19 protein-coding genes are annotated in these 22,677 nt (G+C 71.1%); 7 read left to right on the top strand and 12 right to left on the bottom strand.

Going from position 1 to position 22,677, the window contains the following annotated elements; genetic code table 11:
* Positions 1-29: 29 nt before the first annotated feature.
* Entirely contained in the window at positions 30-902 is an 873-nt protein-coding gene (locus AC069T_RS27735; protein ID WP_478785329.1) for an LLM class flavin-dependent oxidoreductase, read from the top strand.
* A gap of 47 nt (positions 903-949) precedes the next feature.
* On the opposite strand, the gene AC069T_RS27730 is transcribed toward AC069T_RS27735, so the two are convergent.
* Positions 950-1,456: a DinB family protein gene (locus AC069T_RS27730; protein WP_478785328.1), complete on the bottom strand. Its 507-nt coding sequence runs from the start codon at positions 1,454-1,456 to the stop codon at positions 950-952.
* Between the two features lie 266 nt (positions 1,457-1,722).
* Positions 1,723-2,076 carry a DUF192 domain-containing protein gene (locus AC069T_RS27725; RefSeq protein ID WP_478785327.1) on the bottom strand — a complete coding sequence of 118 codons (354 nt, stop codon included), beginning with the start codon at positions 2,074-2,076 and terminating at the stop codon, positions 1,723-1,725.
* Between the two features lie 553 nt (positions 2,077-2,629).
* Between AC069T_RS27725 and AC069T_RS27720 the strand changes: the two genes are divergently transcribed.
* From AC069T_RS27720 to AC069T_RS27705, 4 genes are all read left to right on the top strand, one after another.
* Entirely contained in the window at positions 2,630-3,403 is a 774-nt protein-coding gene (locus AC069T_RS27720) for an isoprenyl transferase (protein ID WP_358851688.1), read from the top strand.
* Between the two features lie 297 nt (positions 3,404-3,700).
* Complete coding sequence (locus AC069T_RS27715) at positions 3,701-5,026, top strand: PhoH family protein (RefSeq protein WP_478785326.1); 1,326 nt, start codon at positions 3,701-3,703, stop codon at positions 5,024-5,026.
* A 443-nt stretch (positions 5,027-5,469) separates the two neighbouring features.
* Positions 5,470-6,192: an aggregation-promoting factor C-terminal-like domain-containing protein gene (locus AC069T_RS27710; RefSeq protein WP_478785325.1), complete on the top strand. Its 723-nt coding sequence runs from the start codon at positions 5,470-5,472 to the stop codon at positions 6,190-6,192.
* Positions 6,193-6,344: 152 nt separating this feature from the next.
* A complete protein-coding gene (locus AC069T_RS27705) occupies positions 6,345-7,772 on the top strand; it encodes an AI-2E family transporter (RefSeq protein WP_478785324.1) in 1,428 nt (475 codons plus the stop codon).
* 99 nt (positions 7,773-7,871) lie between these two features.
* On the opposite strand, the gene AC069T_RS27700 is transcribed toward AC069T_RS27705, so the two are convergent.
* Positions 7,872-8,405: an alkyl hydroperoxide reductase gene (locus AC069T_RS27700; protein WP_478785323.1), complete on the bottom strand. Its 534-nt coding sequence runs from the start codon at positions 8,403-8,405 to the stop codon at positions 7,872-7,874.
* Between the two features lie 5 nt (positions 8,406-8,410).
* On the bottom strand, positions 8,411-8,965 hold the full coding sequence (locus tag AC069T_RS27695) for a peroxiredoxin (RefSeq protein ID WP_476752499.1): 555 nt from the start codon (positions 8,963-8,965) through the stop codon (positions 8,411-8,413).
* Positions 8,966-9,117: 152 nt separating this feature from the next.
* On the opposite strand from AC069T_RS27695, the gene AC069T_RS27690 reads away from it, so the two are divergent.
* Positions 9,118-10,173 (top strand): LysR substrate-binding domain-containing protein, encoded by a 1,056-nt coding sequence (locus tag AC069T_RS27690; protein WP_478785322.1) that lies wholly within the window; start codon positions 9,118-9,120, stop codon positions 10,171-10,173.
* A 64-nt stretch (positions 10,174-10,237) separates the two neighbouring features.
* On the opposite strand, the gene AC069T_RS27685 is transcribed toward AC069T_RS27690, so the two are convergent.
* The 5 genes from AC069T_RS27685 to AC069T_RS27665 all read right to left on the bottom strand — a co-directional run bounded on the left by AC069T_RS27685 (position 10,238) and on the right by AC069T_RS27665 (position 15,352).
* A complete protein-coding gene (locus tag AC069T_RS27685) occupies positions 10,238-12,577 on the bottom strand; it encodes an ABC transporter permease (protein WP_478785321.1) in 2,340 nt (779 codons plus the stop codon).
* Positions 12,574-13,263, bottom strand: a complete 690-nt coding sequence (locus tag AC069T_RS27680; RefSeq protein WP_478785320.1) for an ABC transporter ATP-binding protein — start codon at positions 13,261-13,263, stop codon at positions 12,574-12,576. Before AC069T_RS27680 ends, AC069T_RS27685 begins: the two co-directional genes overlap by 4 nt.
* Positions 13,260-13,784, bottom strand: coding sequence for a PadR family transcriptional regulator (locus tag AC069T_RS27675; protein ID WP_478785319.1), 525 nt, complete (start codon positions 13,782-13,784; stop codon positions 13,260-13,262). Before AC069T_RS27675 ends, AC069T_RS27680 begins: the two co-directional genes overlap by 4 nt.
* A gap of 360 nt (positions 13,785-14,144) precedes the next feature.
* Positions 14,145-14,408 (bottom strand): type II toxin-antitoxin system antitoxin, encoded by a 264-nt coding sequence (locus tag AC069T_RS27670; protein WP_478785318.1) that lies wholly within the window; start codon positions 14,406-14,408, stop codon positions 14,145-14,147.
* Positions 14,405-15,352, bottom strand: a complete 948-nt coding sequence (locus AC069T_RS27665) for an SPFH domain-containing protein (RefSeq protein WP_478785317.1) — start codon at positions 15,350-15,352, stop codon at positions 14,405-14,407. The genes AC069T_RS27670 and AC069T_RS27665 overlap by 4 nt, the downstream gene beginning before the upstream one ends.
* 322 nt (positions 15,353-15,674) lie before the next feature.
* Between AC069T_RS27665 and AC069T_RS27660 the strand changes: the two genes are divergently transcribed.
* The gene (locus AC069T_RS27660; RefSeq protein ID WP_478785316.1) at positions 15,675-17,954 is read left to right on the top strand and encodes a transglycosylase domain-containing protein; all 2,280 of its coding nucleotides are present in this window, start codon (positions 15,675-15,677) and stop codon (positions 17,952-17,954) included.
* A 79-nt stretch (positions 17,955-18,033) separates the two neighbouring features.
* On the opposite strand, the gene AC069T_RS27655 is transcribed toward AC069T_RS27660, so the two are convergent.
* The 3 genes from AC069T_RS27655 to AC069T_RS27645 form a co-directional block, all read right to left on the bottom strand.
* Entirely contained in the window at positions 18,034-20,148 is a 2,115-nt protein-coding gene (locus AC069T_RS27655) for a SpoIIE family protein phosphatase (RefSeq protein WP_478785315.1), read from the bottom strand.
* Between the two features lie 355 nt (positions 20,149-20,503).
* Positions 20,504-21,196: a cytidylyl-2-hydroxypropylphosphonate hydrolase gene (fomD, locus tag AC069T_RS27650; protein ID WP_478785314.1), complete on the bottom strand. Its 693-nt coding sequence runs from the start codon at positions 21,194-21,196 to the stop codon at positions 20,504-20,506.
* A 78-nt stretch (positions 21,197-21,274) separates the two neighbouring features.
* A complete protein-coding gene (locus AC069T_RS27645; protein WP_478785313.1) occupies positions 21,275-22,660 on the bottom strand; it encodes a class II fumarate hydratase in 1,386 nt (461 codons plus the stop codon).
* Positions 22,661-22,677: the final 17 nt, after the last annotated feature.

The following is a 22,677-nucleotide window of genomic DNA, read 5'->3' as shown; positions in this document are numbered from 1 at the left end:
GGCGGGCGGGCGGTCGGTAGGAAGTGACCATGACCGCACTCGGCGCCGTGTTCCGTCCCCAGCTGCCTCCCGAACGACTCCGTGCCCTGGCCCGTCTGGCGGACGACGCCGGCCTGGAGGAGCTGTGGCTCTGGGAGGACTGCTTCCTCGAAGGCGGGATCTCCACCGCCGCTGCCGCCCTGGCCTGGACCGAGCGGCTGCGGGTCGGCGTGGGCCTGCTGCCGGTGCCGCTGCGCAATGTCGCCCTCACCGCGATGGAGGCGGCCACCCTGCACCGCCTGTTCCCCGGGCGTGCCTCCCTCGCCGTCGGCCACGGCGTGCAGGACTGGATGGGGCAGGTCGGGGCGCGCGCCGAATCGCCGGTGACGCTGCTCCGCGAGTACCTGGCGGCCCTGCGCGCGCTGCTCGCCGGTGAGCGCGTCACGGCCGACGGGCGGTACGTCAGGCTGGACGGCGTGGCCCTCGACTGGCCGCCCGTGACTGCGGCCCCGGTGCTGGCCGGGGTCACCGGCCCCCGTTCCCTGCGGCTCTCGGGCGAGGCCGCGGACGGCACCGTCCTGACCGCCGCCACCGGTCCCGAGGGCGTACGGCGGGCGCGCCTCCTCATCGACGAGGGCCGCGTGTCGGCGGGCCGCACCGACCCGCACCGGGTCGTCGTCTACCTGCACGCGGCGACCGGTCCGGACGCCGCCGCCCGGCTGCGGGCCGAGATCGAGGCCAACGGCGAGGACCCCGCCGAGGAGCACGGCGTGGCGGGGGACGCGGAGGCCGTCGCCGAGGCCGTCCGGCGCCTCGCGGACGCCGGCGCCGACACCGTCGTCCTCCAGCCCACCGCGGACGAGCCCGACCCCGAGGGCTTCCTCCGCTTCGCCGCGACCGAGGTACGCCCCCTCGTGGGCTAAGGACTGTCCCGTGTGAACCGCCCCGGGTCCGCGGCCGGGCCCGGAGTTCAGCCGGGCCGGTGGTCTCCCGTGCCGCCGTCGATCAGCTCGCGGACGATGTCCATGTGACCCGCGTGCCGCGCCGTCTCCTCGATCATGTGGACCAGGACCCAGCGAAGGGACACGGCCGTGCCGTTCCACGACGTGCCCACGTCGTCCGGCGACAGCTCCGCGACGGTGCGGTCGGCGGCGGCGCGGGCACGGCCGTAGAAGTCGGTGATCCGCCGCGTCGTGTCGTCAGGACCCGCGCTCATGTCCTGGTCGGTGAACGGGTCGAACCACAGCGGCTCGACCTCCCGCCCGAAGGTCCGGCAGAACCAGCCGTACTCCACGGACGCGAGGTGCTTCACCAGGCCGAGGAGATTGGTGCCGGAAGGGGTCATCACCCGCCGCACCTGCTCGTCGTCGAGCCCGTCGAGTTTCCACAGCACCGCGTCGCGGTGCCGGTCGAGGCTCGCGCGCAGGACTTCCTTCTCGCCACCGGTGTAAGGCACCGCATCCGCATCGCTCGTCATGCCCGGAACGTAGCAGCGGGCACCGACAGAGAGACGGAGCACACCGTCCCACCGCGGGCACGGACAACGCTCGCGGAGTCACTTCATGAGATGTCCGTCCGTATCCCGGACTTCCTCACGGGGTTTCCACATCGTTACCGGGGGCTGCTCGCGCCCGATCGGCCGCCTCACGTAGGTTCGGATCAACGGAATTCGCGTGAGTAGAGCTGCGCGTGTGGTACCGCGCAGTGGAGGGGGCTGCGCGGTGCCCGTTCCCCTTCGCGGCGTCACGTGGGTGTTCCCGGACCGTCGTCCCGGATGGTCACCCGCACCCCCCGCCGTACGCCCCAGCGTTCCATCGCCCCGGCCTCGGCCTCCAGGACGTACCGGGCCCACGGGCGAGGCAGCCCCACTCGGCCCGGCCGCATCGTGCGCACCGTCCTGACCCGCAACGTCCGGTCCAGATAGGCGACATCGATCGCGAACCGCATCCCCAGGGTGTGCACGGAGTTCGCCGGGCTCAGCAGCAGTGCCCCCTCGATCCCGTCCCGCCCGAGCAGCCCCCGCCGTCGCGCGTGCGCCGACTCGGCGAGTTCCAGCGGAACCGGCGTGGGAGTTCCGGGAGCGGTGAACGTGGCCATGACGGCGAAGTTAACGGCCGCGTCAAGCCGGCGTCCGCGACGCGCGTCACCCACCTGGAGTACGGCGGCCCACGGGTACCGGGCGCCTCATACGTGCGCGAGGACCCCCGAAACCTCCATGGATTCCCCTGATCCTCCTTGGAATCCGCTGCGATCCGGCCGGGGCGATGCCTGGAATCACGGGTTCCGTGTTCATCGGGATGTCGCCGGGCGACTTCGGAGAGTAGTTGTCTGCCGCCGATGCACGCAGCATCACTTACGAAGGGTTATGGTGGAAACCCCCCCTCGGGCCGGTCCGTCTCCCCCCCCACGGACCGGCCCGTTTTTTGTGCTTTCACGCGGTGGCCCCCACGAGGCGTCCCGGCCCGGTTCCGTTCGGTGCCGCGTGCGAGACGGGGGAGTCGTCCATGGATGCGAAAGCGCCTCACCCCGCTGACACCCCTGGGCGGAGCCCCAGTTGCGCGGGGGTAGGCTTCGCCTCCGGGGACCGCCATATGGACAGGGATTGCGCCCGCTCGCGCCTGTCTGATCCGCACGGAGGGGCTGACAACACGTGACCTTGCGCGACAACCTGCGCCGTCTGCTGGTCAGGTTCTACACACGCAGGGTGGAAGGCCACCTCGACCACGACCAGGTGCCCAAGCACATCGGCGTCATCATGGACGGCAACCGCCGGTGGGCCAAGGCCGCGGGCAGCACCGCCGCCCAGGGCCACCGCGCCGGGGCGGACAAGATCGAGGAGTTCCTCGGCTGGTGCTCCGAGACCGATGTCGAGGTCGTCACCCTCTGGCTGCTCTCCACGGACAACTTCGACCGTCCGAAGGAGGAGCTGGTCCCCCTCCTGGAGATCATCGAGGGCGTCGTGCGCACCCTCGCCGCCGACGGCCGCTGGCGCGTCCACCACGTGGGCACGCCCGACATCCTGCCCTCGCAGATGCAGACCGTCCTCAAGGAGGCCGAGGAGACCACGGCGCACGTCGACGGCATAGTCGTCAACGTCGCCATCGGCTACGGCGGCCGCCAGGAGATCGCCGACGCCGTGCGCTCCATGCTCCTCGACGCCGCCGACAAGGGCACCACGATCGCGGACCTCGCCGACTCCGTCGACGTCGACCTCATCGGCAAGCACCTCTACACGGGTGACCAGCCCGACCCGGACCTGGTGATCCGCACCAGCGGCGAGCAGCGCCTGTCCGGGTTCATGCTGTGGCAGACGGCCCACTCGGAGTACTACTTCTGTGAGGTCTTCTGGCCGGCCTTCCGCAAGGTCGACTTCCTGCGCGCCCTGCGCGACTACGCGGCGCGACACCGGCGGTACGGCGGCTGACAACACCGCACCCCGGGGAGACACGTCACCGGGAGTTAACGAACGCGCCGTCATGCCCTTTGGCATGGCGGCGCTCGTTACCGGGCATAAAGCCTCCAGGTCGACACCCGAACCACGGGTGTCGGATCTCAGCGGACGGCACGGGGCCGTCCGCCCGGGAGGCCCTTTGCACCAGCCCGACCGTGTGGTCAGCACGGACGAAGCGGAGGGCCGGTCCCCGGCCCGCGCAGCGTGGCCGAGACCGGTCCAGATCTCCTTCGTCGCTCCCCGACCTCATCCGAGGGGGTACGTCCTTCCGTGGTGACCAGCGCAAAGCGCCACAAGCCAGACCGGCGCACCTATGTTCTCGACACCAGCGTCCTGCTGGCCGATCCGCACGCGATGAACCGCTTCGACGAGCACGAAGTCGTGCTGCCGATCGTCGTGGTCACGGAACTGGAGGCCAAGCGGCACCATCCCGAACTCGGCTACTTCGCCCGGCAGGCCCTGCGCCTGCTCGACGAGTTCCGGGTACGACACGGCCGGCTCGACGCCCCGATCCCGGTCGGGGAACTCGGCGGGACCGTGCGCGTCGAGCTCAATCACTCGGACCCCAGCATCCTGCCCAGCGGCTACCGCCTGGGGGACAACGACTCGCGCATCCTCGCGGTCGCCCGCAACCTGCAGGCCGAGGGCTACGACGTCACGGTCGTGTCGAAGGACCTGCCGCTCAGGATCAAGGCGTCGTCCGTCGGCCTCCTCGCCGAGGAGTACCGGGCGGAACTCGCCGTCACGGGCTCGTCGGGCTGGACCGGGATGTCCGAACTGACGCTCCCGGGCGAGCAGGTGGACATCCTCTTCGAGGAGGGCCACGCCTACGTCCCCGAGGCGGCCGAGCTGCCGGTGCACACGGGCCTGACGATCCAGTCGGAGCGCGGCAAGGCCCTCGGGCGCGTCACGCCCGACGGCAACGTCCGGCTCGTCCGCGGTGACCGGGAGGCCTTCGGGATCAAGGGACGGAGTGCCGAGCAGCGCATCGCTCTCGATCTCCTGCTCGATCCGGACATCGGGATCGTGTCGATGGGCGGCCGGGCCGGCACCGGCAAGTCCGCGCTCGCGCTCTGCGCGGGTCTGGAGGCCGTGCTGGAGCGGCGCCAGCACCAGAAGGTGATGGTCTTCCGGCCGCTGTACGCGGTGGGCGGTCAGGAGCTCGGCTATCTGCCCGGCTCCGAGTCCGAGAAGATGAGCCCCTGGGCGCAGGCGGTCTTCGACACGCTGTCCGCGGTCACCAGCCGCGAGGTCATCGAGGAGATCACCTCACGCGGGATGCTGGAAGTCCTGCCGCTCACGCACATCCGCGGCCGTTCCCTGCACGACGCCTTCGTGATCGTGGACGAGGCGCAGTCCCTGGAACGGAACGTACTGCTGACCGTGCTGTCCCGGATCGGCGCCAATTCGCGGGTCGTACTGACCCACGACGTGGCGCAGCGGGACAATCTGAGGGTCGGCCGGTACGACGGAGTGGTCGCCGTGGTCGAGAAACTGAAGGGCCATCCGCTCTTCGCGCACGTCACCCTCAATCGGTCCGAAAGGTCGCAGATCGCCGCCCTGGTGACCGAAATGCTGGAGGACGGACACATCTAGGGTCACCCGCCCCGTACCGGCCAACTTGGTGCGGTTGCGGACTGATTGGCGCCGTCCGGTAAAGGCCAAGAGCCTAGCCGGACGGCGTCTTGTTGCGCGCCCGTTTCCGATAAACCACTGGGGCAAACGAGGTGTGAGCTTTCACACGCAACGGAGAATTGCCTCGCGGCGTCGGGTTACGGCAGAGTCTCATTCCTGTCAGGCCCCGCATACGACACACGTGTACCCATGGGGGTACCTCCCAGGCCCCTCAAGGCACTGGGGGAGATACGGCACAACAGGAACCACCAGAACTCCATAGAGCCGTCGTATGCCGCCCGAGCACCACGCGGCACTCCCCGAGCGGGAGTTGCCCACCGGGTCCGTGCCTCCCGTGACCCCGCAGTTGGGAGGCCAGCGCCAAGGGGCACGATTGCGTCCGCGAGGGTCACCTACAGCGGGCGATGCTGGAAGGAAACCGAGTGAGCCGGATTTCGGTCCGGGGATTCGCAGTGGCTTCTGCCACCGCGGTCACCGCTGTTGGCGCCGTCACCGGTGTTGCCGCGGGCAGCACCGCGCAGTCCCCCAACGACGCCGAGGCGACGGCCAGCGACGCGACGCTCCTCGCGGACATCCCCGCGGGGCAGCAGGCCCAGGTGCAGACCGCCTCCCTGACGCAGCAGGCGGACGTCCAGGCCATCGCCGCGGACGCCAGCGCCAAGAAGGACGCGGAGGAAGCGGCCCGCAAGCAGGCCGCCGAGGACGCGATCGCCAAGCAGAAGGCCGCGGAGAAGGCCGAGCAGGAGGCCAAGGAGCGCAAGAAGGCGGAGGCCGTTACCAAGGCCAGCCGCTCCGCCACGCGCGACGTCTCCACCTTCGCCGTCCAGAGCTCGTACACCATCGCGCAGATCCAGGCGATGGCGCGCCAGGTGGTGCCGAGCGGCCAGTTCCAGTGCTTCAGCAACATCGTGGACCACGAGTCCAGCTGGAACTACAAGGCGGTCAACGCCTCTTCCGGTGCCTACGGTCTCTTCCAGGCGCTGCCCGGCTCGAAGATGTCGTCCGTCGGTTCCGACTGGCAGACGAACCCGGCCACCCAGATCAAGTGGGGCCTCAACTACATGGACAGCCGCTACGGCAGCCCGTGCGAGGCCTGGTCGTTCTGGCAGGCCAACCACTGGTACTAGGAACGGTCCGGCGGTGACGCGCCGACGGAACCTCACGAAGCCCCTCCCCGTCCTCGGGTGAGGGGCTTCGGCCGTGCCGTGACGGGCGAGGTACCGTCGGACGGTACGACTCCGGGGGAGTGGTGGGGAGCAACGGGGGAAGAGGACGGATCATGTCGCGAGTGCCCAGATGGCTCGGTCGTATCGGCGCAGCACTGACCGAGTTGGAGGAGCGGTTGGACGAGCGCCGCGCCGAGGTCGAGCGAGAGACGCAGGGGGAGCCCGACGACGCGGACATCCCCCGCGGATCCGCGGCGCCCGTTCCGGGCCGCCGCGCGCCCGGCCGTACCCGCAAGGACCCGGCGGACGGCGGGGACGGGACCACCGCCCCCGCGGCGGAGGACTCCGCGCCCGAGCACGTCCCGGCGCCTCCCCTGTACGCGCCCGCCGTGGCCGCCCGCCCAGACCCCTCCGCGGCCGTGCCGTGGGGCGTACGGGTCGCGGCCGAGGCCGGCTGGCGGCTGCTCGTCCTCGCGGGCACCGTCTGGGTGCTGATGCGGGTCATCAGCGCCGTGCAGCTGGTGATCCTCGCCTTCGTGGCGGCGCTGCTCATCACCGCGCTGCTCCAGCCCACGGTGGCGCGGCTGCGCCGATACGGCGTCCCGCGCGGACTGGCGACGGCGCTCACCGCGATCCTCGGGTTCGTCGTCATGGGCCTGGTCGGCTGGTTCGTGGTGTGGCAGGTCATGGAGAACATCGACAACCTCTCCAGCCAGGTCCAGGACGGCATCGACGAGCTGCGCAAGTGGCTCCTCAACAGCCCGTTCCACGTCACCGACAAGCAGATCAACGAGATCGCCAAGAACCTGCGCGAGGCGGTCGGCGCCAACACGGACCAGATCACGTCCGCGGGGCTCGAAGGCGTCACGGTCATCGTCGAGGGCCTGACCGGGATCCTGCTGACGATGTTCTCGACGCTGTTCCTGCTGTACGACGGCAAGCGCATCTGGCAGTGGACGCTCAAGCTCGTCCCCGCCGCCGCCCGTCCGGGTGTCGCGGGCGCCGGTCCGCGCGCCTGGCGCACGCTGACCGCCTACGTCCGGGGCACGGTAATCGTAGCTCTGATCGACGCCATATTCATCGGCCTCGGCATCTACTTCCTCGACGTCCCGATGGCCGTCCCGCTCGCCGTCTTCATCTTCCTCTTCGCCTTCATCCCGCTCGTGGGAGCCGTGGTGTCGGGCGCCCTCGCCGTCGTCGTCGCGCTCGTCACCCAGGGCGTGTTCGCGGCCGTCATGGTCCTCGCCGTGGTCCTCGCCGTCCAGCAGATCGAGGGGCACATCCTCCAGCCGTTCATCCTCGGGCGGGCCGTGCGGGTGCACCCGCTCGCCGTCGTCCTGTCCGTCGCCGCGGGCGGGATGATCGCGGGGATCGGCGGCGCGGTCGTGGCGGTGCCGCTGGTCGCCGTCACCAACTCGGTCGTCGGCTACCTCCGCTCCTACGCCGAGGAATCCGCCCTGTGCCAGACCCCGGTGCAGAACTCCGCGGGGGCTGAACTGCCGCCCCGTCCGGCGTTCGCGGACGAGCGCGAAGCGCGATGACGGGGGTCCGGGGACGGGACGGGTAGGGGCACAGGGGGCGAGAACGGGCGGAGCCCCGCCCACCTGACGGTGGGCGGGGCTCCGGGAAGCGGCCGAGGACTACTCGGCGAGAACGGCTTCCGCGTCCAGCGTCGTACCGACCGCCTGGATCACCGAGGCGATCTTGAACGCCTCCTGGATCGTCTCCCGGTCGACCCCGGCCTTGCGGAGCACCTGCTCGTGCGAGTCGAGGCACTGCCCGCAGCCGTTGACGGCCGAGACGGCGAGCGACCACAGCTCGAAGTCGACCTTCTCGACACCGGGGTTGCCGATGACGTTCATCCGCAGACCGGCGCGCAGCGTCCCGTACTCCGGGTCGGAGAGCAGGTGCCGCGTCCGGTAGAAGACGTTGTTCATCGCCATGATGGCGGCCGCCGACTTGGCGGCGCGGTACGCCTCCGCCGAGAGGTTCGCCTTGGCCTCGGGCTCCAGCTCCCGCAGGACCCGCGGGGAGCGGGACGCGATGGCGCAGGCGAGCACCGTGCCCCACAGCTGCTGCTGCGGAAGCTCGGAGTTGCCGATCACCGAACCGAGGTTCAGCCGGAGGTCCTTGGCGTAGTCCGGTATGGCGGACTTGAGTTCATCGAGGGCCATGAGGGTCACTCACCGGCCAGCAGCGCGACCGGGTCGAGGGTGTTCTCGCCCTTGGTCCAGTTGCACGGGCACAGCTCGTCCGTCTGCAGGGCGTCGAGCACCCGCAGGACCTCCTTGGGGTTACGGCCGACGGAGCCGGCGGTCACCATGGAGAACTGGATCTCGTTGTTCTGGTCGACGATGAAGACGGCGCGCTTGGCGAAGCCGTCCTCGCCCTCGATGCCGAGGTCACGCATGAGCTCGTGCTTCGAGTCGGCCATCATCGGGAAGGGCAGGTCGCGCAGGTCCTCGTGGTCCTTGCGCCAGGCGTGGTGGACGAACTCGGAGTCGCCGGAGAAGCCGAGCACCTGGGCGTCACGGTCGGCGAACTCGCTGTTCAGCTTGCCGAAGGCGGCGATCTCGGTCGGGCACACGAAGGTGAAGTCCTTGGGCCACGCGAAGATGACCTTCCACTGACCCTCGTAGGTCTTGTGGTTGATCTGCTGGAACTCCTCGCCCTTCTCCAGCGAGACGCAGGCGGTCAGGTCGAACTCGGGGAACTTGTCACCAACAGTGAGCACGCGCTCTCCTTGCAGCGAGGAAACACCCCTTTTGAGGATGTATCCCATGGGTTGGACGCTGATGATGTTGGCACAGGCTGCATTGATTAGTGAAATAGCTACACTCGGTCGTGTTGATCGGTGTCAGCTATCAGTAGCAATGAGTAAGGGGTATGGCCATGGTGAGCGCGAGCGGCTCGACGGGTCCCGTGGTCTCCCCGGGTGTGAAGGGCCCCTTCGGGAACGGGCCGCTCGGCTCCAAGGGCTCCCTCGGTCCCAAGGGCTCCCTCGGCTCCAAGGGCAACGGCCGGCGGCAGCCCAGCCTCGCGCAGCTGCGGGCGTTCGCCGCCGTCGCGGAGCATCTGCACTTCCGGGACGCCGCCGCCGCGATCGGCATGAGCCAGCCCGCTCTGTCGGGTGCCGTCTCGGCCCTGGAGGAGACGCTCGGGGTGACGCTGCTGGAGCGTACGACCCGCAAGGTGCTCCTCTCGCCCGAGGGCGAGCGTCTCGCCGTACGCGCCAAGGCGGTGCTCGACGCGGTCGGGGCGCTGATGGAGGAGGCCGAGGCGGTACGGGCGCCGTTCACGGGGGTGCTGCGGCTCGGAGTGATCCCCACCGTGGCGCCGTATCTGCTGCCGACCGTCCTGAAGCTGGTCCACGACCGCTACCCCGACCTCGATCTCCAGGTCCACGAGGAGCAGACGGCCAACCTGCTGGACGGGCTCGCCGTCGGGCGGCTTGACCTGCTGCTGCTCGCGGTGCCGCTCGGCATGCCGGGCGTGGTCGAACTCCCGTTGTTCGACGAGGACTTCGTATTGGTCACCCCGCTCGACCACTGGCTCGGCGGCCGGGAGGGTATCCCGCGCCAGGCGCTGCGCGAGCTGAACCTGCTGCTGCTGGACGAGGGGCACTGCCTGCGCGACCAGGCGCTGGACATCTGCCGGGAGGCCGGCCGCGCCGACGCGCCGGTCACCACCACCGCCGCCGGACTCTCCACGCTGGTCCAGCTGGTGGCGGGCGGGCTCGGGGTGACCCTGCTGCCGCGCACCGCCGTCAAGGTCGAGACGAGCCGCAGCAACCAGCTCCTCACCGGGTACTTCGCGGATCCGGCGCCCACCCGGCAGATCGCGCTGGCGATGCGGGCGGGCGCCGCGCGGGGCGCCGAGTACGAGGAACTGGCCGCAGCGCTCAGGGAGGCGCTGCGGCCCCTGCCGGTCCGGGTGCTGTGACCCGCCGCCGGGTCCGGCCGGTGCTCCTCGGTGCGCAGGCCGTCCGGTGGCAACCCGGCCGGTGCTACTCGGTGCGCAGGCCGTCCGGCCGCATCAGCCGCAGCAGCGGGGGCAGGCTCAGCACTGTCACCAGCAGGACGACGCCCGCGCCGATGCCCGCCATCGACAGCACGCTCGGCCAGTCCACGGCCACCGAGGTCTGCGTCATCTTCAGCAGGACGGTGCCGAGGGTCAGGCCCACCGTGGTGGCGAGCAGCAGGCCGAGTGCGATCGGGATCGCGGTCTGCCACAGCACCGACAGGCTCAGCGTGCGGCGCCGGGTGCCGAAGGCGACCAGCGCCGAAAGGAGCTTCTTGCGCTCGCGCAGTTGCTCCAGCTGTGAGACCAGCAGGCTCGCGCCGATCAGGACGAGGACACAGGTCGCGCCGACGAACAGACCCGTGCGGATGGAGTTGAAGCGCCCCGAACGCTCGCTCTCCGACCAGGAGTTGGTGTTGGTGAGCGGACCGATCTCCGCCGCGGTGTTCCGTACGAGATCGTGGACGTCCGGCACCGAGCGGTCGATCTTCAGGAAGAGCTGGCCCTCGACGGCCGAGGCCGCCTTCGCGGGCAGGGCGCCGGTGGTGATCAGCATTCCCCCGCGCTCCCAGCCCGTCGGGTCCTCGCGCGACGCGGCCTTCTTGAGGTGCCGGGGCACGGTCCAGGCGACCTGGTGGCGCTTGGGGCTGCCGTCGTAGGACGGGTCGATGTAGAGCGTCCGGCCGGACTTGCCCAGGTCCAGGGTCCCCCTGTCGTACTCGGCGCCCTCCACGGCGAAGACGTCGCCGTCGCGGCACGAGGGCAGCCGCGCCACCTCGCGCAGCGACGTGCAGTCGCCGACGGTCAGGTTCACGGACACGTCGGGGTTCCTGGCGCTGTCGCCCAGCGAGGCGAAGGACAGCGGCGTCACGCGCCGCACCCCCCGCGTCTGTTCGAACCGCCCGGCGGCCTCGGTCACCGGGACGCCGTACGGCACCGTGATCTGCATCTGTGCACGCGAGAGGTCGTTGCGGGAGTCCTTGGTGTAGTCGTCCTCGACCCCGGCGAACAGCATCTGCAGGGCGATCGCACCGGCCACCGCCACCGCGATGCCGTTGACCATGCGCGCCGCGCTGCCGCTGCTCAACTGGAGCCGCCGGACGGCCAGTTGCCAGGCGACCCCGCCCGAGTTCAGCCGGGCCACGACGGATTCGACGACCCAGGGCAGCAGTGCGGTCACGCCGACCAGCAGCAGGATGACACCGCCGACCACCATGTACTGGTTGAAGTCCCCGTTGTCCCGCCCCTGCCCGACCATCGGGTAGAGCAGCGCCAGTCCGCCCAGCGGCACCAGCAGCCGCCACCACAGCCGCCGCCGCGCGGGCCTGGCCGTGCGGACGACACCCAGGGGCTCGATGACGACCCCGCGCAGCGCGAGGAGGGTCACCGCGACCGCCGCGGCCGGGACGGTGACGGCGATCAGCGCCACCAGCGTGGGCGTCGGGCGGAGATCTCCGGGGAACACACTGATCTCGAACAGCTCGATCATCCCCGCGAGCCGGCGGCCCGCCAGGAAGAACCCGGCGCCGAGGACCAGTCCGACGAGTGCCCCCGCCAGGGCCTCGCCAGCCGCGATCCTGCGGGTCATCCGCCCGTCGGCGCCGACCAGGCGCAGCGCCGCGAGCCTGCGGTCGCGCCGCTCGCCGCCGAAGCGCACGGCCGCGGCGATGAAGACACCGACCGGCATCAGCAGCACCACGAAGACGATCAGGATGAGCAGCAGCAGGACGGGGTCGAGCCTCTCACCGCTCTGCCGTACCGACCCGAACGAGTCGATGCGCTCGATCCGGACAGCGCTCGTGCGCTCCGTCCCGGAGAGGTCCTGGGAGCCCGCGTAGTAGACGAGTTCGTGCGGGCCGACCAGGCCCGTGTCGCCGACCGTGCCGCTGATCCGGTACGGCAGCCGCTCGCGCAGCAGCCTGCCCTCGCCGGACTTCAGGAGCCGGGCCAGGTCGGGCGAGACGACCATCTCGCCGGCCGCGGGGAACTTCCCCACGCCCGGCGGCAGCGGTGCGCGGACGCCCTCGGGCTGGAGCAGCCGCCCGCGCACGTCCGTGGACCGGAAGGTGGTGTCGGCGGTGCCGATGAGCAGGGACTTGTCGCTCTTCTTGCCGACCACCGAGCTGTACGTCATGTCGTTGCGGGCGCGTTCCCGCTCGTGCCGGGAGTTGAGGGCGCTGGGGATCGCCGTGGTGAGCAGCAGCAGTGCCACCCCGAGTCCCACTCCGACCGCCGTCAGCAGGACGCGTCCCCAGCCCTCACGGCCGCCGGTGACCGCGAACCGGGCGCCCATGGCCAGGTCCCGGGTCCACTGGCGGGCGCTCATACGACGCGCTCCATGTCGCGGGACTTGCCGTCGCGCACGACGATCTCGCGGTCGGAGTACGCGGCCACCCGGGCCTCGTGCGTGACGAGGACGACGGCCGCGTTGGTCGAGCGGGCCGCGTCCGTGAGCAGCTCCATCACGCGCTCGCCGTTGAGCGAGTCGAGCGCGCCCGTCGGCTCGTCCGCGAAGAGCACCCGCGGGGCGGTGACCAGCGAGCGGGCGACGGCGACCCGCTGCCCCTGGCCGCCGGAGACCTCGCCGGGCCGCTTGCCCGCGAGATCCTCGACCTCGAGGCGCTCCATCCACGACAGGGCGGTGCGCTCGGCCTCCCTGCGCCCGGTGCCGTTGAGCCGCAGCGGCAGCGCGACGTTCTCGACGCAGGTCAGCTCCGGGACGAGCTGCCCGAACTGGAACACGAACCCGAAGTCGCTGCGCCGCAGGGCACTGCGCTGCGCGTCGCTCATGCCGGCCATCTCCCGGCCGTCGTACATGATCGAGCCCGAGTCGGGCGGCACGATGCCGGCGAGGCAGTGCAGCAGCGTGGACTTGCCGGAGCCGGAGGGGCCCATCACGGCGACGACCTCGCCCGGGTGGATGGAGAACTCGGCGCCGTCCAGGGCGGTGGTCGGGCCGTACGTCTTGCGGAGTTCCGTCGCCGTCAGCAGGGAACCGGCGGGGGGCGTCACCGGGTCACCGCCTCGGCGAGCTTGTCGAGCCGCGCCGCAGTGAGTTCGAGCCACCGCAGGTCGGCCTCCAGGTGGAACAGGGCGTGGTCGCAGATCAGCTGGTCCGCGAGGTCGCCCTTGCGCTTGCGGTCGGTCAGGATCCGCATCGTCCGCAGGTGCTCGGCGCGCTGCGTGTCGAGGATCTGCGCCGCGTCGCGGTGAGTGAGCAGCGCCAGGACGACCTTCGTGTACAGGGTCGACTGGAGGTACGGGTCGGGGGGTTCGGGGGTCGCGAGCCAGCGCTGGACATCGGTGATGCCCGCGTCGGTGATGGCGTACCGCTTGCGCTCCGGTCCGCCGCCCGCCTCGATCCCGTCGACCTCCACGAGGCCGTTCTTCAGCAGGCGGGACATCGTCGAGTAGACCTGGCCGTAGTGCAGCGACCGGTCGTGACCGAACTTTTCGTCGAAGGCCCGCTTGAGGTCGTAGCCGTGGCGGGGCCCGGACTCGAGGAGTCCCAGGAGTGTGTGACCGATGGACATGCGGAGCACTCTACACAGTGCGTATACACCCCGCGTATACATGCGGCGGACAGACCGCGGCGGGGTGCGCTTCCGGCCAGGTCAGCGACGGATGTCACGGTTCCGTCAGCGAGTCTCCCGGCCCCCGTACGCCACCCTGCTCGTCCTGGATCGCCGGACGGGCCGGGGGTTCCGGGGCGGCCCGGCGGGGATTCGCCACGCCGGACGGGTCAGGGCTTCTCAGCCCGTCCGGCGATCGAGGACGAGGCCGGTCAGGCCGATGGGGTGGCCGTGGCGGGGCTGGGTTCCTCAGCCGATCCGTGGAGGTCCCGGCCCGTCCGGCGTTCGAAGGCGAGGCCGGTCAGGCCGATCCGGCGGGCGTCACTCCTCCGGCTCCCCGGAGACTGCCGGTGGACGCCCCCGGCGGGGAATCGGTCCCGCCGCCCCCGGCAGCCGCCCCGCCTCCCCCAGCGCCCGCCGCAGCAGGAACTCGATCTGCGCGTTGGTGGACCGCAGCTCGTCCCCGGCCCAGCGGGCCAGCGCGTCATGGACGAGCGGGTCCAGCCGCAGCAGCACCTGCTTGCGCTGCTGCGGCCGGCGCCGGGGCGCCCCTTCCGCGGGAGTCCCCTCCGCTGGAGCCGTCACTGGTAGAGGGACCCGGTGTTCAGCACGGGCTGCGCCGCACGGTCCCCGCAGAGCACCACCATCAGGTTCGACACCATCGCCGCCTTCCGCTCGGAGTCCAGCTCGACGATCTCCCGTTCGGCGATGCGGGCGATCGCCGCCTCGACCATCCCGACGGCACCGTCGACGATCTGCCGCCGCGCCGCCACGACCGCCCCCGCCTGCTGGCGCTGGAGCATCGCCGACGCGATCTCGGGAGCGTACGCGAGATGCGTGAACCGCGACTCGATGATCTGGACGCCGGCGGCCTCCACGCGCGCGTGCAGCTCGACGGCGAGCTTCTCGGTGATCTCCTCCGCGTTGCCGCGCAGCGACAGGCCGTCCTCGTCGTGCGCGTCGTAGGGGTACTCGATGGCGATGTGCCGCACGGCCGCCTCGGTCTGGGTGGCGACGAACTCCAGGAAGTCGTCCACCTCGAAGCTGGCCTGCGCGGTGTCCTCCACCTTCCAGACCACGACCGCGGCGAGCTCGATCGGGTTGCCGTAGGCGTCGTTGACCTTAAGGACGGCGGTCTCGTGGTTGCGGACCCGGGTCGAGATCTTGGTCCTCGACGTCAGCGGGTTCACCCAGCGCAGACCGTCCTGCCGGATCGTCCCCCGGTACCGCCCGAAGAGCTGGACCACCCGGGCCTCGCCGGGCGCCACCGTGTTCAGGCCGCACATGGCGAAGAAGGCGGTGGTGCCGATCAGGATGCCCCCGATGATCAGCGCGGCCTTGACGCCGGTGGCGGTGACCGTCGTGGCGCCGGCGATCATGCCGGCGGCCGCCAGCAGTCCGAGCAGTCCCAGCAGCAGCGCGAGCCCGCCGCCGATGCTGTGCGCGGCGAACTCCCGCACGCGCGGCGCGGGCATCTGTGGCAGGTCGGCGTCGGTCGTCGCGTCCGGCGCGGTGTCGTGTGCGGACATGGATGTCCCCCGTTCCGTGCCGCGCGGCGCTCGTCCGGACGGCACTGGTTGCTGACTCAGCAGTATCTAAGTGCTATCACTTTATAGCGTCCGGCAACCTTCTGTGTCCATGGATCGTCGGTTCTGTCAGGACGGGTGCTGATTCTCACGTCCGTAAAAGACCGGATCGGCTGCGCTTTGTCATACCGCGCGGTGTTAGCTTTCTGAGCTGACCTGAGCGGCGAACCTGTGTGACGCATGAGCACCGGCGGGGCGCAGGAGCACGGCACGACCACGCGACACGACCACGCGACACGAGACCGAAGCGGAGCGGATCGGACCCATGGGACGAGCGGAAGAGAGACGAGCGCGGCAGCGTGGTGGCCGCCGCGCGGCGCCCCGGAGCTCGTCCGGGGCCAAGGGCACCCGCGGTGGCATACGCCGCTTCTTCACCTGGAAGAAGATCGTCGGCACGTTCTTCGGCCTGTGCCTGCTCGTGATGGGCGCGTTCGTCGTGCTGTACATGGTCGTCGACGTCCCCGAGGGCAACGCGTCCGCGAAGCTCCAGAGCAACGTCTACGAGTACAGCGACGGCACCGTCCTCGCGCGGACGGGCGACGTGAACCGCGAGATCGTCGACCTCGCCAAGGTCCCCAAGAAGGTCCAGCGCACCTTCGTCGCCGCCGAGAACAAGTCCTTCTACAAGGACTCGGGCGTGGACCTCAAGGGCACCGCCCGCGGAATGGTCAACACCCTCTCGGGCAAGGGCAAGCAGGGCGGCTCGACGATCACCCAGCAGTACGTCAAGAACTACTACCTCACCCAGGACCAGACCGTCACGCGCAAGCTGAAGGAACTGGTCATCTCGCTGAAGGTGGACCGCCAGAAGTCCAAGGACGCCATCCTCGCGGGCTACATCAACACCAGCTACTACGGCCGCGGCGCGTACGGCATCCAGGCGGCGGCGCAGGCCTACTACCACGTCGACGCCGAAAGGCTCTCGGTGCGGCAGGGCGCTTACCTCGCCTCGCTGCTCCAGGCCCCGAGCCAGTACGACTGGGCGGTCGCCACCGACACCGGTAAGAAGCTGGTCAAGAACCGCTGGAACTACACCCTCGACAACATGGTCGAGCAGGGCTGGCTGGACCCGGCCAAGCGCCGGAGTCTCACGTTCCCCGAGCCGAAGGCCCCCAAGGGCGCGCCGGGCATGGAGGGGCAGACCGGCTACCTCGTCGACGCGGCCAACAAGGCGCTGATGAAGCAGCTCGTCGCCCAGGGCTCCGCCGTCAACCTGGAGGACGCCGAGGCGAAGGTCGAGGCGGGCGGCTGGACGCTCACCCTGAACATCGACAAGAAGAAGCAGGAGCAGCTGGAGAAGGCCGTCAAGACCCAGTTGACCAGCAAGCTGAACGCCAAGAAGCGCCCGGTCGACGGTGACGTCCAGGCGGGTGCCGCGTCCGTGGACCCGAGGACGGGCAAGGTCCTCGCGCTGTACGGCGGCAAGGACTACGTCAAGCACTTCGTGAACAACGCGACCCGGCGCGACTACCAGCCGGCGTCGACCTTCAAGCCGCTGATCCTCGCCGCCGCCCTCGACCAGGGCGCCACGACCCAGGACGGCAAGCCGATCACGGCGAGCACGGTCTACGACGGCACCAGCAGGCGCCCCGTCGTGGACAGCGGCGCCAAGGTCGGGTTCGCGCCCCCGAACGAGGACAACCACAGCTACGGCGACGTCACCGTCCAGACCGCGATGAACAAGTCCGTCAACTCCGTCTTCGCGCAGATGGGCGTCGACGTCGGCATGGACGAGGTCCTGGAGACCGCCGGCGACCTGGGCATGGACACCGAAGGCCTGCAGGCGGTGCCCGCGCAGACCCTGGGCACCATGGGCGCCAGCCCGCTGGAGATGGCCGGCGTCTACGCCACCCTCGACAACCACGGCAAGAAGGTCACCCCCGCCGTGGTGAAGTCCGCCGAGCACAAGGACTACGAGGTCACGATCCCGGCCGCGATCGGACAGCGGGTCATCAGCCGCGAGGCGGCCGACACCGTCACCTCCGTGCTGACCGGCGTGGTCGACGACGGTACGGCCCAGGCGTCGGTCGCCCAGGCGGTGGACCGCAACGGCCAGCAGGTCGCCGGCAAGACGGGCACGTCCGACAACAACAAGTCCGCCTGGTTCACCGGCTACACGCCGGCCCTGGTCACCTCGGTGGGCCTCTTCGGCGAGGACGCCAAGAACCAGACGCAGGTCTCCCTCAAGGGCGCCACGGGTCTCCTCCCGGGCAGCGGCCGCGTCAACGGCGGTGGTTACCCCGCGCAGATCTGGGCCTCGTACACCTTCGCCGCCATGGGCAGGGTGACCGCGTTCGACCTGGAGACCACCCAGGGCGCGGCCGTCCCGCCGACCGAGACGCCGACGCCGACTCCGACGCCCAGCGACACGCCGTCGGCGACGCCGTCGACGAAGAAGCCGACGTCGCAGCCGCCGACCAGCGACAGCGCGACCCCGTCGGAGAAGCCCTCCACCAAGCCGACGACCAAGCAGCCGGTCACACCGAGTCCGACGACCAGTGCGGAAGTGCCGGAGGACCCGTTGCGGCCCGACGACGACCGCTGACCACGCGAGGAGGGCGCCCGGCCGTCCGGCCGGGCGCCCCCCGTCGTACACGTGCCCGCGGTGCCGCCGGGCCTCGGGCTCAGCTGCGGTTCAGCTCGAACCAGACGACCTTTCCGGTGCTGAGCCTGGTCGCGCCCCACCGCCGGGCCAGCCGGTTCACCAGATAGAGGCCGCGTCCGCCCTCGTCCGTGGCGCGCGCCTGGCGCAGCCGCGGCAGCTGCGGCACGTCGTCGCCGACCTCGCAGCGCAGCACGTCGGTGCGCAGCAGCCGCAGGGTCACCGGCCGCGAGGCGTAGCGCACGGCGTTGGTCACGACCTCGCTGACGAGCAGCTCCACGGAGTCGCTCATGTCCTCGAGACCCCAGCGGGACAGCGCGCGGCGGGCGAGCCGCCGGGCGCGCCCGGGTGCCGAGTCCTCCGGATCCAGCGTCCAGTACGCCACGTCGCTCGGCGCGATGCCGTCGAACCGGGCGGCGAGCAGGGCGATGTCGTCGTCCCGGTCGCCCGGGCCGAGCATGTCGAGCACCTCGTCGCAGAGCGCCTCCAGCGGCGGCGGATGGTCGGGGCCGGTCAGCTGGGCGGTGGCGGCGAGCCGCTCGCGCAGCTGCTCTATCCCGGTCCACACGTCCCGCAGCCGGGACTCCACCAGGCCGTCCGTGTACAGGAACAGCGTGGCCCCGGCGGGCGCGTCCAGCTCGACCGCCTCGAAGTCCACCCCGCCCACGCCGATCGGGGCGCCCGGCGGCACCCGCAGCACCTCGGCCCGGCCGCCCAGGTGCAGCAGCACCGGCGGCGGATGGCCCGCGTTGGCGATGGTGATCCGGTGCGCGACGGGGTCGTAGACGGCGTACAGGCAGGTCGCCATGCGGTCGGTGCCCAGCCGCTGGGCCTGCTCGTCCAGGTGGTGCAGCACCTCCTGGGGCGGCAGGTCGAGCCCGGCGAGGGTCTGCGCGGTGGTGCGCAGCTGGCCCATGATCGCCGCGGACGTCATCGAGTGCCCCATGACGTCGCCGACGACGAGCGCGACGCGGCTGCCCGGCAGCGGAATCGCGTCGTACCAGTCGCCGCCCACCCGGGCCGTCTCGGCTGCCGGAAGATAGCGGGACGCCAGCCGCACACCCGTGGGCCGCGGCAGGGTCTCGGGGAGCATCGTGCGCTGCAGCTCGTCGGCGATGTACGCCTCGCGGCCGTACAGCACCGCCTTGTCGATGCCGAGCGCGCTGTGCGTGGCGAGCTGGGCCGCGACCAGCAGGTCGTCGGTCTCGAACGCGATGCGCTCCGGGCGGCGCAGGAACAGCGCCGCGCCGATCACCCGGCGGCGGCCCCGCAGCGGCGCCAGGATGGCGCGCTGGCCGCCCGGCACGCGGACGTCGTCGCCGAGCAGTTCGGGAAGGGCGGCCCGGGCGGCGGGCGCGTCCGCGAAGACGGGCCGCACCCCACGCAGCACCTCGGCCAGGGCGCCGCCGGGACGCACCTCGCACAGTTCCGCGGTCGTCGTGGACAGGTCACTCGGCTCGGGCTGGAGCGCGGCGATGAAGCCGCCCTCGGTGTCCCGCTCCTCGGGGATCCGGTCGGTGCGCCGCAGCCGCAGCACGACGGGCCCGGTGGGCCGCTCGTCGCCCACGGGCAGCGGGTCGCGCAGATAGACGAGGATCGCGTCGGAGAAGGTCGGCACGGTCGCCCGGCACAGGCCCATCACGATCTCGTCGAGGTCTATGCCGCGGGCGATCCGCCGGGTCGCGGCGCCCACGAAGCGCAGCCGGTCACCGTCGCGGCGCATCGGCATGGGACCGCTCGGCGGCAGGCCCTGGCCGGTACGCCGGTCCTTGCCGCCGGGGGCCGCGGGTGTCCGCTCCTGCTCGCCGCCCGGCTGGACCGGAATGCCCTCCGGAGCGGGGCGGGGGCGGTGCGGGTCCTGCTCGGCGGCGGAGGGCTGCGCGTGCTCGGGGCCGGACGGTGCGGGCGCGGGCGCACCCGGGCCGGTCGGGGCGTCGCCCGTGCGGGCCTGAGCCGGTAATGCCGAGGGGCCGTGGGCGTCGCCGCGGTCGAACGGAGCGACGGCCGGGGCAGTGCCCGGCTGCTCCGGGGTACGCAGGAGCGCCCCGCGGGGGTCCGCGGGGGAGGGCGGCCGGCCGGCGCTGGGCCGGTGGCGCTCGTGCGAGGTCGGGTGCTCCGTCACGCGTGTCGAATCCATCCGTCCGGGGCCGCGCGCCGTGCGCGCAGTTCGTCCCGCAGAAGTGCCGATACCCGGAATACGTGTCCCGGGAACGGAATTTCCGCGTCATGAGGAACGGACCGGCCGGCGATCGGCGCGGACAGCCCGTCCGGTCGCCCGCAGGCCGTACCCGTGTGGCTCTCGTACCCCTCGCTCACGTCCTGCCGCCCCTCGGTGACGTATGGCCAAGCCCATTGCCTGCTGCGGGAGTTGCCGCCGTGCGCCCTCCCGTCACCGGCCACCACCCCTCAACGACGGTTCCGCGCACCGGCCTTGACCGAATTTGATGCGGAGGACGATCCTACGTTTGTACCACGGGGGCGCATCAAGGGTCTCACGTGGACACGTGCGCGGGCGTACGGTCCCAGTCGTCCGGCAGTGAGGGTACGCCCCATGCCGGGTCCGGGCGCCAGTGCTGCCAGCCGTCCGAGAACGGCGGGCCCCACGCGCGGATCACCTCCACCGCGGAGCGCCCCGCTTCCCGCACCCGCTCCGCCAGTTGAGTATCCATCAGACCGGCCCGCTGCGCCTGTGCGAACTCGTCCTCGTCGAGCCAGCGCCAGGTGCGGTCCGGGTGGACGGCGATGTCCAGGAAGTGGTCGCGGGAGTCGACGCCGCCGGACCAGCGCGCGAGCGGCTCCTCCAGGTTCACGTACCAGTTCTTGAACCGCCAGCCCGGCTCCCAGAACAGCCACACCGACCAGGCGTCGCCCGGACGCGCCAACTTCAGTACGCCGGTGCCGGACCAGCGGCCGCGCCGTACCACCCGCGGCTTGGTGTAACGCGACTCCAGCGGCTCGGAGTGCACCGGCGTGCCGTCGGCGAGCACCGGCTTCACACACTCCGTGCCGGGAGCCATCCACACGGCGAGCAGTTCACCGTCGTCCTGGACGACGGTGACGGGGCGGCAGATGTGGAAGCGCTCGCCGGCGTTCTCCCGGTACCGCCACAGGATCGGGGTCCCGGGGGCCCAGTGCGCCGTCGGTCCGTCCGTTTCCGCTCGTCTCACCGCTCCGCCGTCTGCCATGAACAGATATTAGGTGCCGCAGGCATACGACGCTGCGGTGTGCGTCACGGTTCACGCGGGCCCCGGCTGTCACGGATGTCACGGATGCGTCATCCGCAGCACGTCGAGTGCCTCGTCGAGCTGCTCGCGCGTGAGGTCGCCGCGCTCCACGTAACCGTTCTCCAGGACGACTTGGCGGATCGTCTTCTGCTCGGCCAGGGCCTTCTTGGCGACCTTGGCCGCCTCCTCGTACCCGATGTACTTGTTGAGCGGGGTCACGACCGAGGGCGACGACTCGGCGTACTCACGGGCGCGTTCGCGGTTCGCGGTGATGCCGTCGACCGTACGGTCGGCGAGCAGGCGCGCCACGTTGGCGAGCAGCCGGACGGACTCCAGCACGTTCTTGGCGATGACCGGGAGCATCACGTTCAGCTCGAAGTTCCCGGCGGCGCCCGCCGCGGCCACGGTCGCGTCGTTGCCTGTCACCTGGGCGGCGACCATCAGCACGGCCTCCGGGATGACGGGATTCACCTTCCCCGGCATGATCGAGGACCCCGGCTGGAGGTCGGGCAGGTTGATCTCCGCGAGCCCGGTCCGCGGCCCGGACGCCATCCACCGCAGGTCGTTGGCGATCTTCGTCAGTCCGACGGCGATGGTCCGCAGCTGCCCGCTGGTCTCGACGATGCCGTCCCGCGCGCCCTGCGCCTCGAAGTGGTCGCGTGCCTCGGTGAGCGGCAGCCCGGTCGTCCGGGCGACCTCCTCGATCACCGCGGCCGCGAACCCGGCCGGGGTGTTGATGCCCGTGCCCACGGCCGTGCCGCCGAGGGGCAGTTCGGCCAGCCGCGGCAGCGAGGACCGCAGCCGCTCGACCCCGTACCGCACCTGCGCCGCGTAACCGCCGAACTCCTGGCCCAGCGTCACCGGCGTCGCGTCCATCAGGTGCGTACGCCCGGACTTGACCACGTCCGCGAACTCCTCGGACTTGCGCCCGAGGGAGGCGGCGAGATGCTCCAGGGCCGGCACGAGGTCGCGCGTGACGGCGGCGGTCGCCGCGATGTGGATGCTGGAGGGGAACACGTCGTTGGACGACTGCGAGGCGTTCACGTGGTCGTTCGGGTGCACGTCCCGGCCCAGCCGCTCGGTGGCGAGCGTGGCGATGACCTCGTTGGTGTTCATGTTGGACGACGTGCCGGACCCCGTCTGGAAGACGTCCACGGGGAAGTGCTCGTCCCAGCGCCCCTCGGCCACCTCGGCCGCGGCGTCCCCGATGGCCTCGGCGACGTCCTTGCCGAGCACCCCCAGTTCGGCGTTCACCTTCGCGGCGGCCGCCTTGATCCGGGCGAGTGCCTCGATGTGGGCGCGCTCCAGACGCTGCCCGGAGACCGGGAAGTTCTCCACGGCCCGCTGCGTCTGGGCCCGCCACTTGGCGTGCGCCGGGACGCGGACCTCTCCCATGGAGTCGTGCTCGATGCGGTAGTCACTCATACCGGGTACAGCGTGGG

Source organism: Streptomyces sp. NPDC043867 (assembly GCF_056435845.1).
Note: the sequence above shows the minus strand (reverse complement) of the source record. Positions and strands in the feature narration are given on the sequence as shown.

Excerpts from the sequence above, each read along its gene's own strand:
- AC069T_RS27645 (WP_478785313.1), bottom strand. The coding sequence starts at position 22,660 with ATGAGTGACTACCGCATCGAGCACGACTCCATGGGAGAGGTCCGCGTC.
- AC069T_RS27735 (WP_478785329.1), top strand. The coding sequence starts at position 30 with ATGACCGCACTCGGCGCCGTGTTCCGTCCCCAGCTGCCTCCCGAACGA.
- AC069T_RS27710 (WP_478785325.1), top strand. The coding sequence starts at position 5,470 with ATGCTGGAAGGAAACCGAGTGAGCCGGATTTCGGTCCGGGGATTCGCA.
- AC069T_RS27655 (WP_478785315.1), bottom strand. The coding sequence starts at position 20,148 with ATGGATTCGACACGCGTGACGGAGCACCCGACCTCGCACGAGCGCCAC.
- AC069T_RS27660 (WP_478785316.1), top strand. The coding sequence starts at position 15,675 with ATGGGACGAGCGGAAGAGAGACGAGCGCGGCAGCGTGGTGGCCGCCGC.
- AC069T_RS27685 (WP_478785321.1), bottom strand. The coding sequence starts at position 12,577 with ATGAGCGCCCGCCAGTGGACCCGGGACCTGGCCATGGGCGCCCGGTTC.
- AC069T_RS27690 (WP_478785322.1), top strand. The coding sequence starts at position 9,118 with ATGGCCATGGTGAGCGCGAGCGGCTCGACGGGTCCCGTGGTCTCCCCG.
- AC069T_RS27705 (WP_478785324.1), top strand. The coding sequence starts at position 6,345 with ATGTCGCGAGTGCCCAGATGGCTCGGTCGTATCGGCGCAGCACTGACC.
- AC069T_RS27725 (WP_478785327.1), bottom strand. The coding sequence starts at position 2,076 with ATGGCCACGTTCACCGCTCCCGGAACTCCCACGCCGGTTCCGCTGGAA.
- AC069T_RS27665 (WP_478785317.1), bottom strand. The coding sequence starts at position 15,352 with ATGTCCGCACACGACACCGCGCCGGACGCGACGACCGACGCCGACCTG.
- AC069T_RS27700 (WP_478785323.1), bottom strand. The coding sequence starts at position 8,405 with ATGGCCCTCGATGAACTCAAGTCCGCCATACCGGACTACGCCAAGGAC.
- AC069T_RS27675 (WP_478785319.1), bottom strand. The coding sequence starts at position 13,784 with ATGTCCATCGGTCACACACTCCTGGGACTCCTCGAGTCCGGGCCCCGC.
- AC069T_RS27730 (WP_478785328.1), bottom strand. The coding sequence starts at position 1,456 with ATGACGAGCGATGCGGATGCGGTGCCTTACACCGGTGGCGAGAAGGAA.
- fomD (WP_478785314.1), bottom strand. The coding sequence starts at position 21,196 with ATGGCAGACGGCGGAGCGGTGAGACGAGCGGAAACGGACGGACCGACG.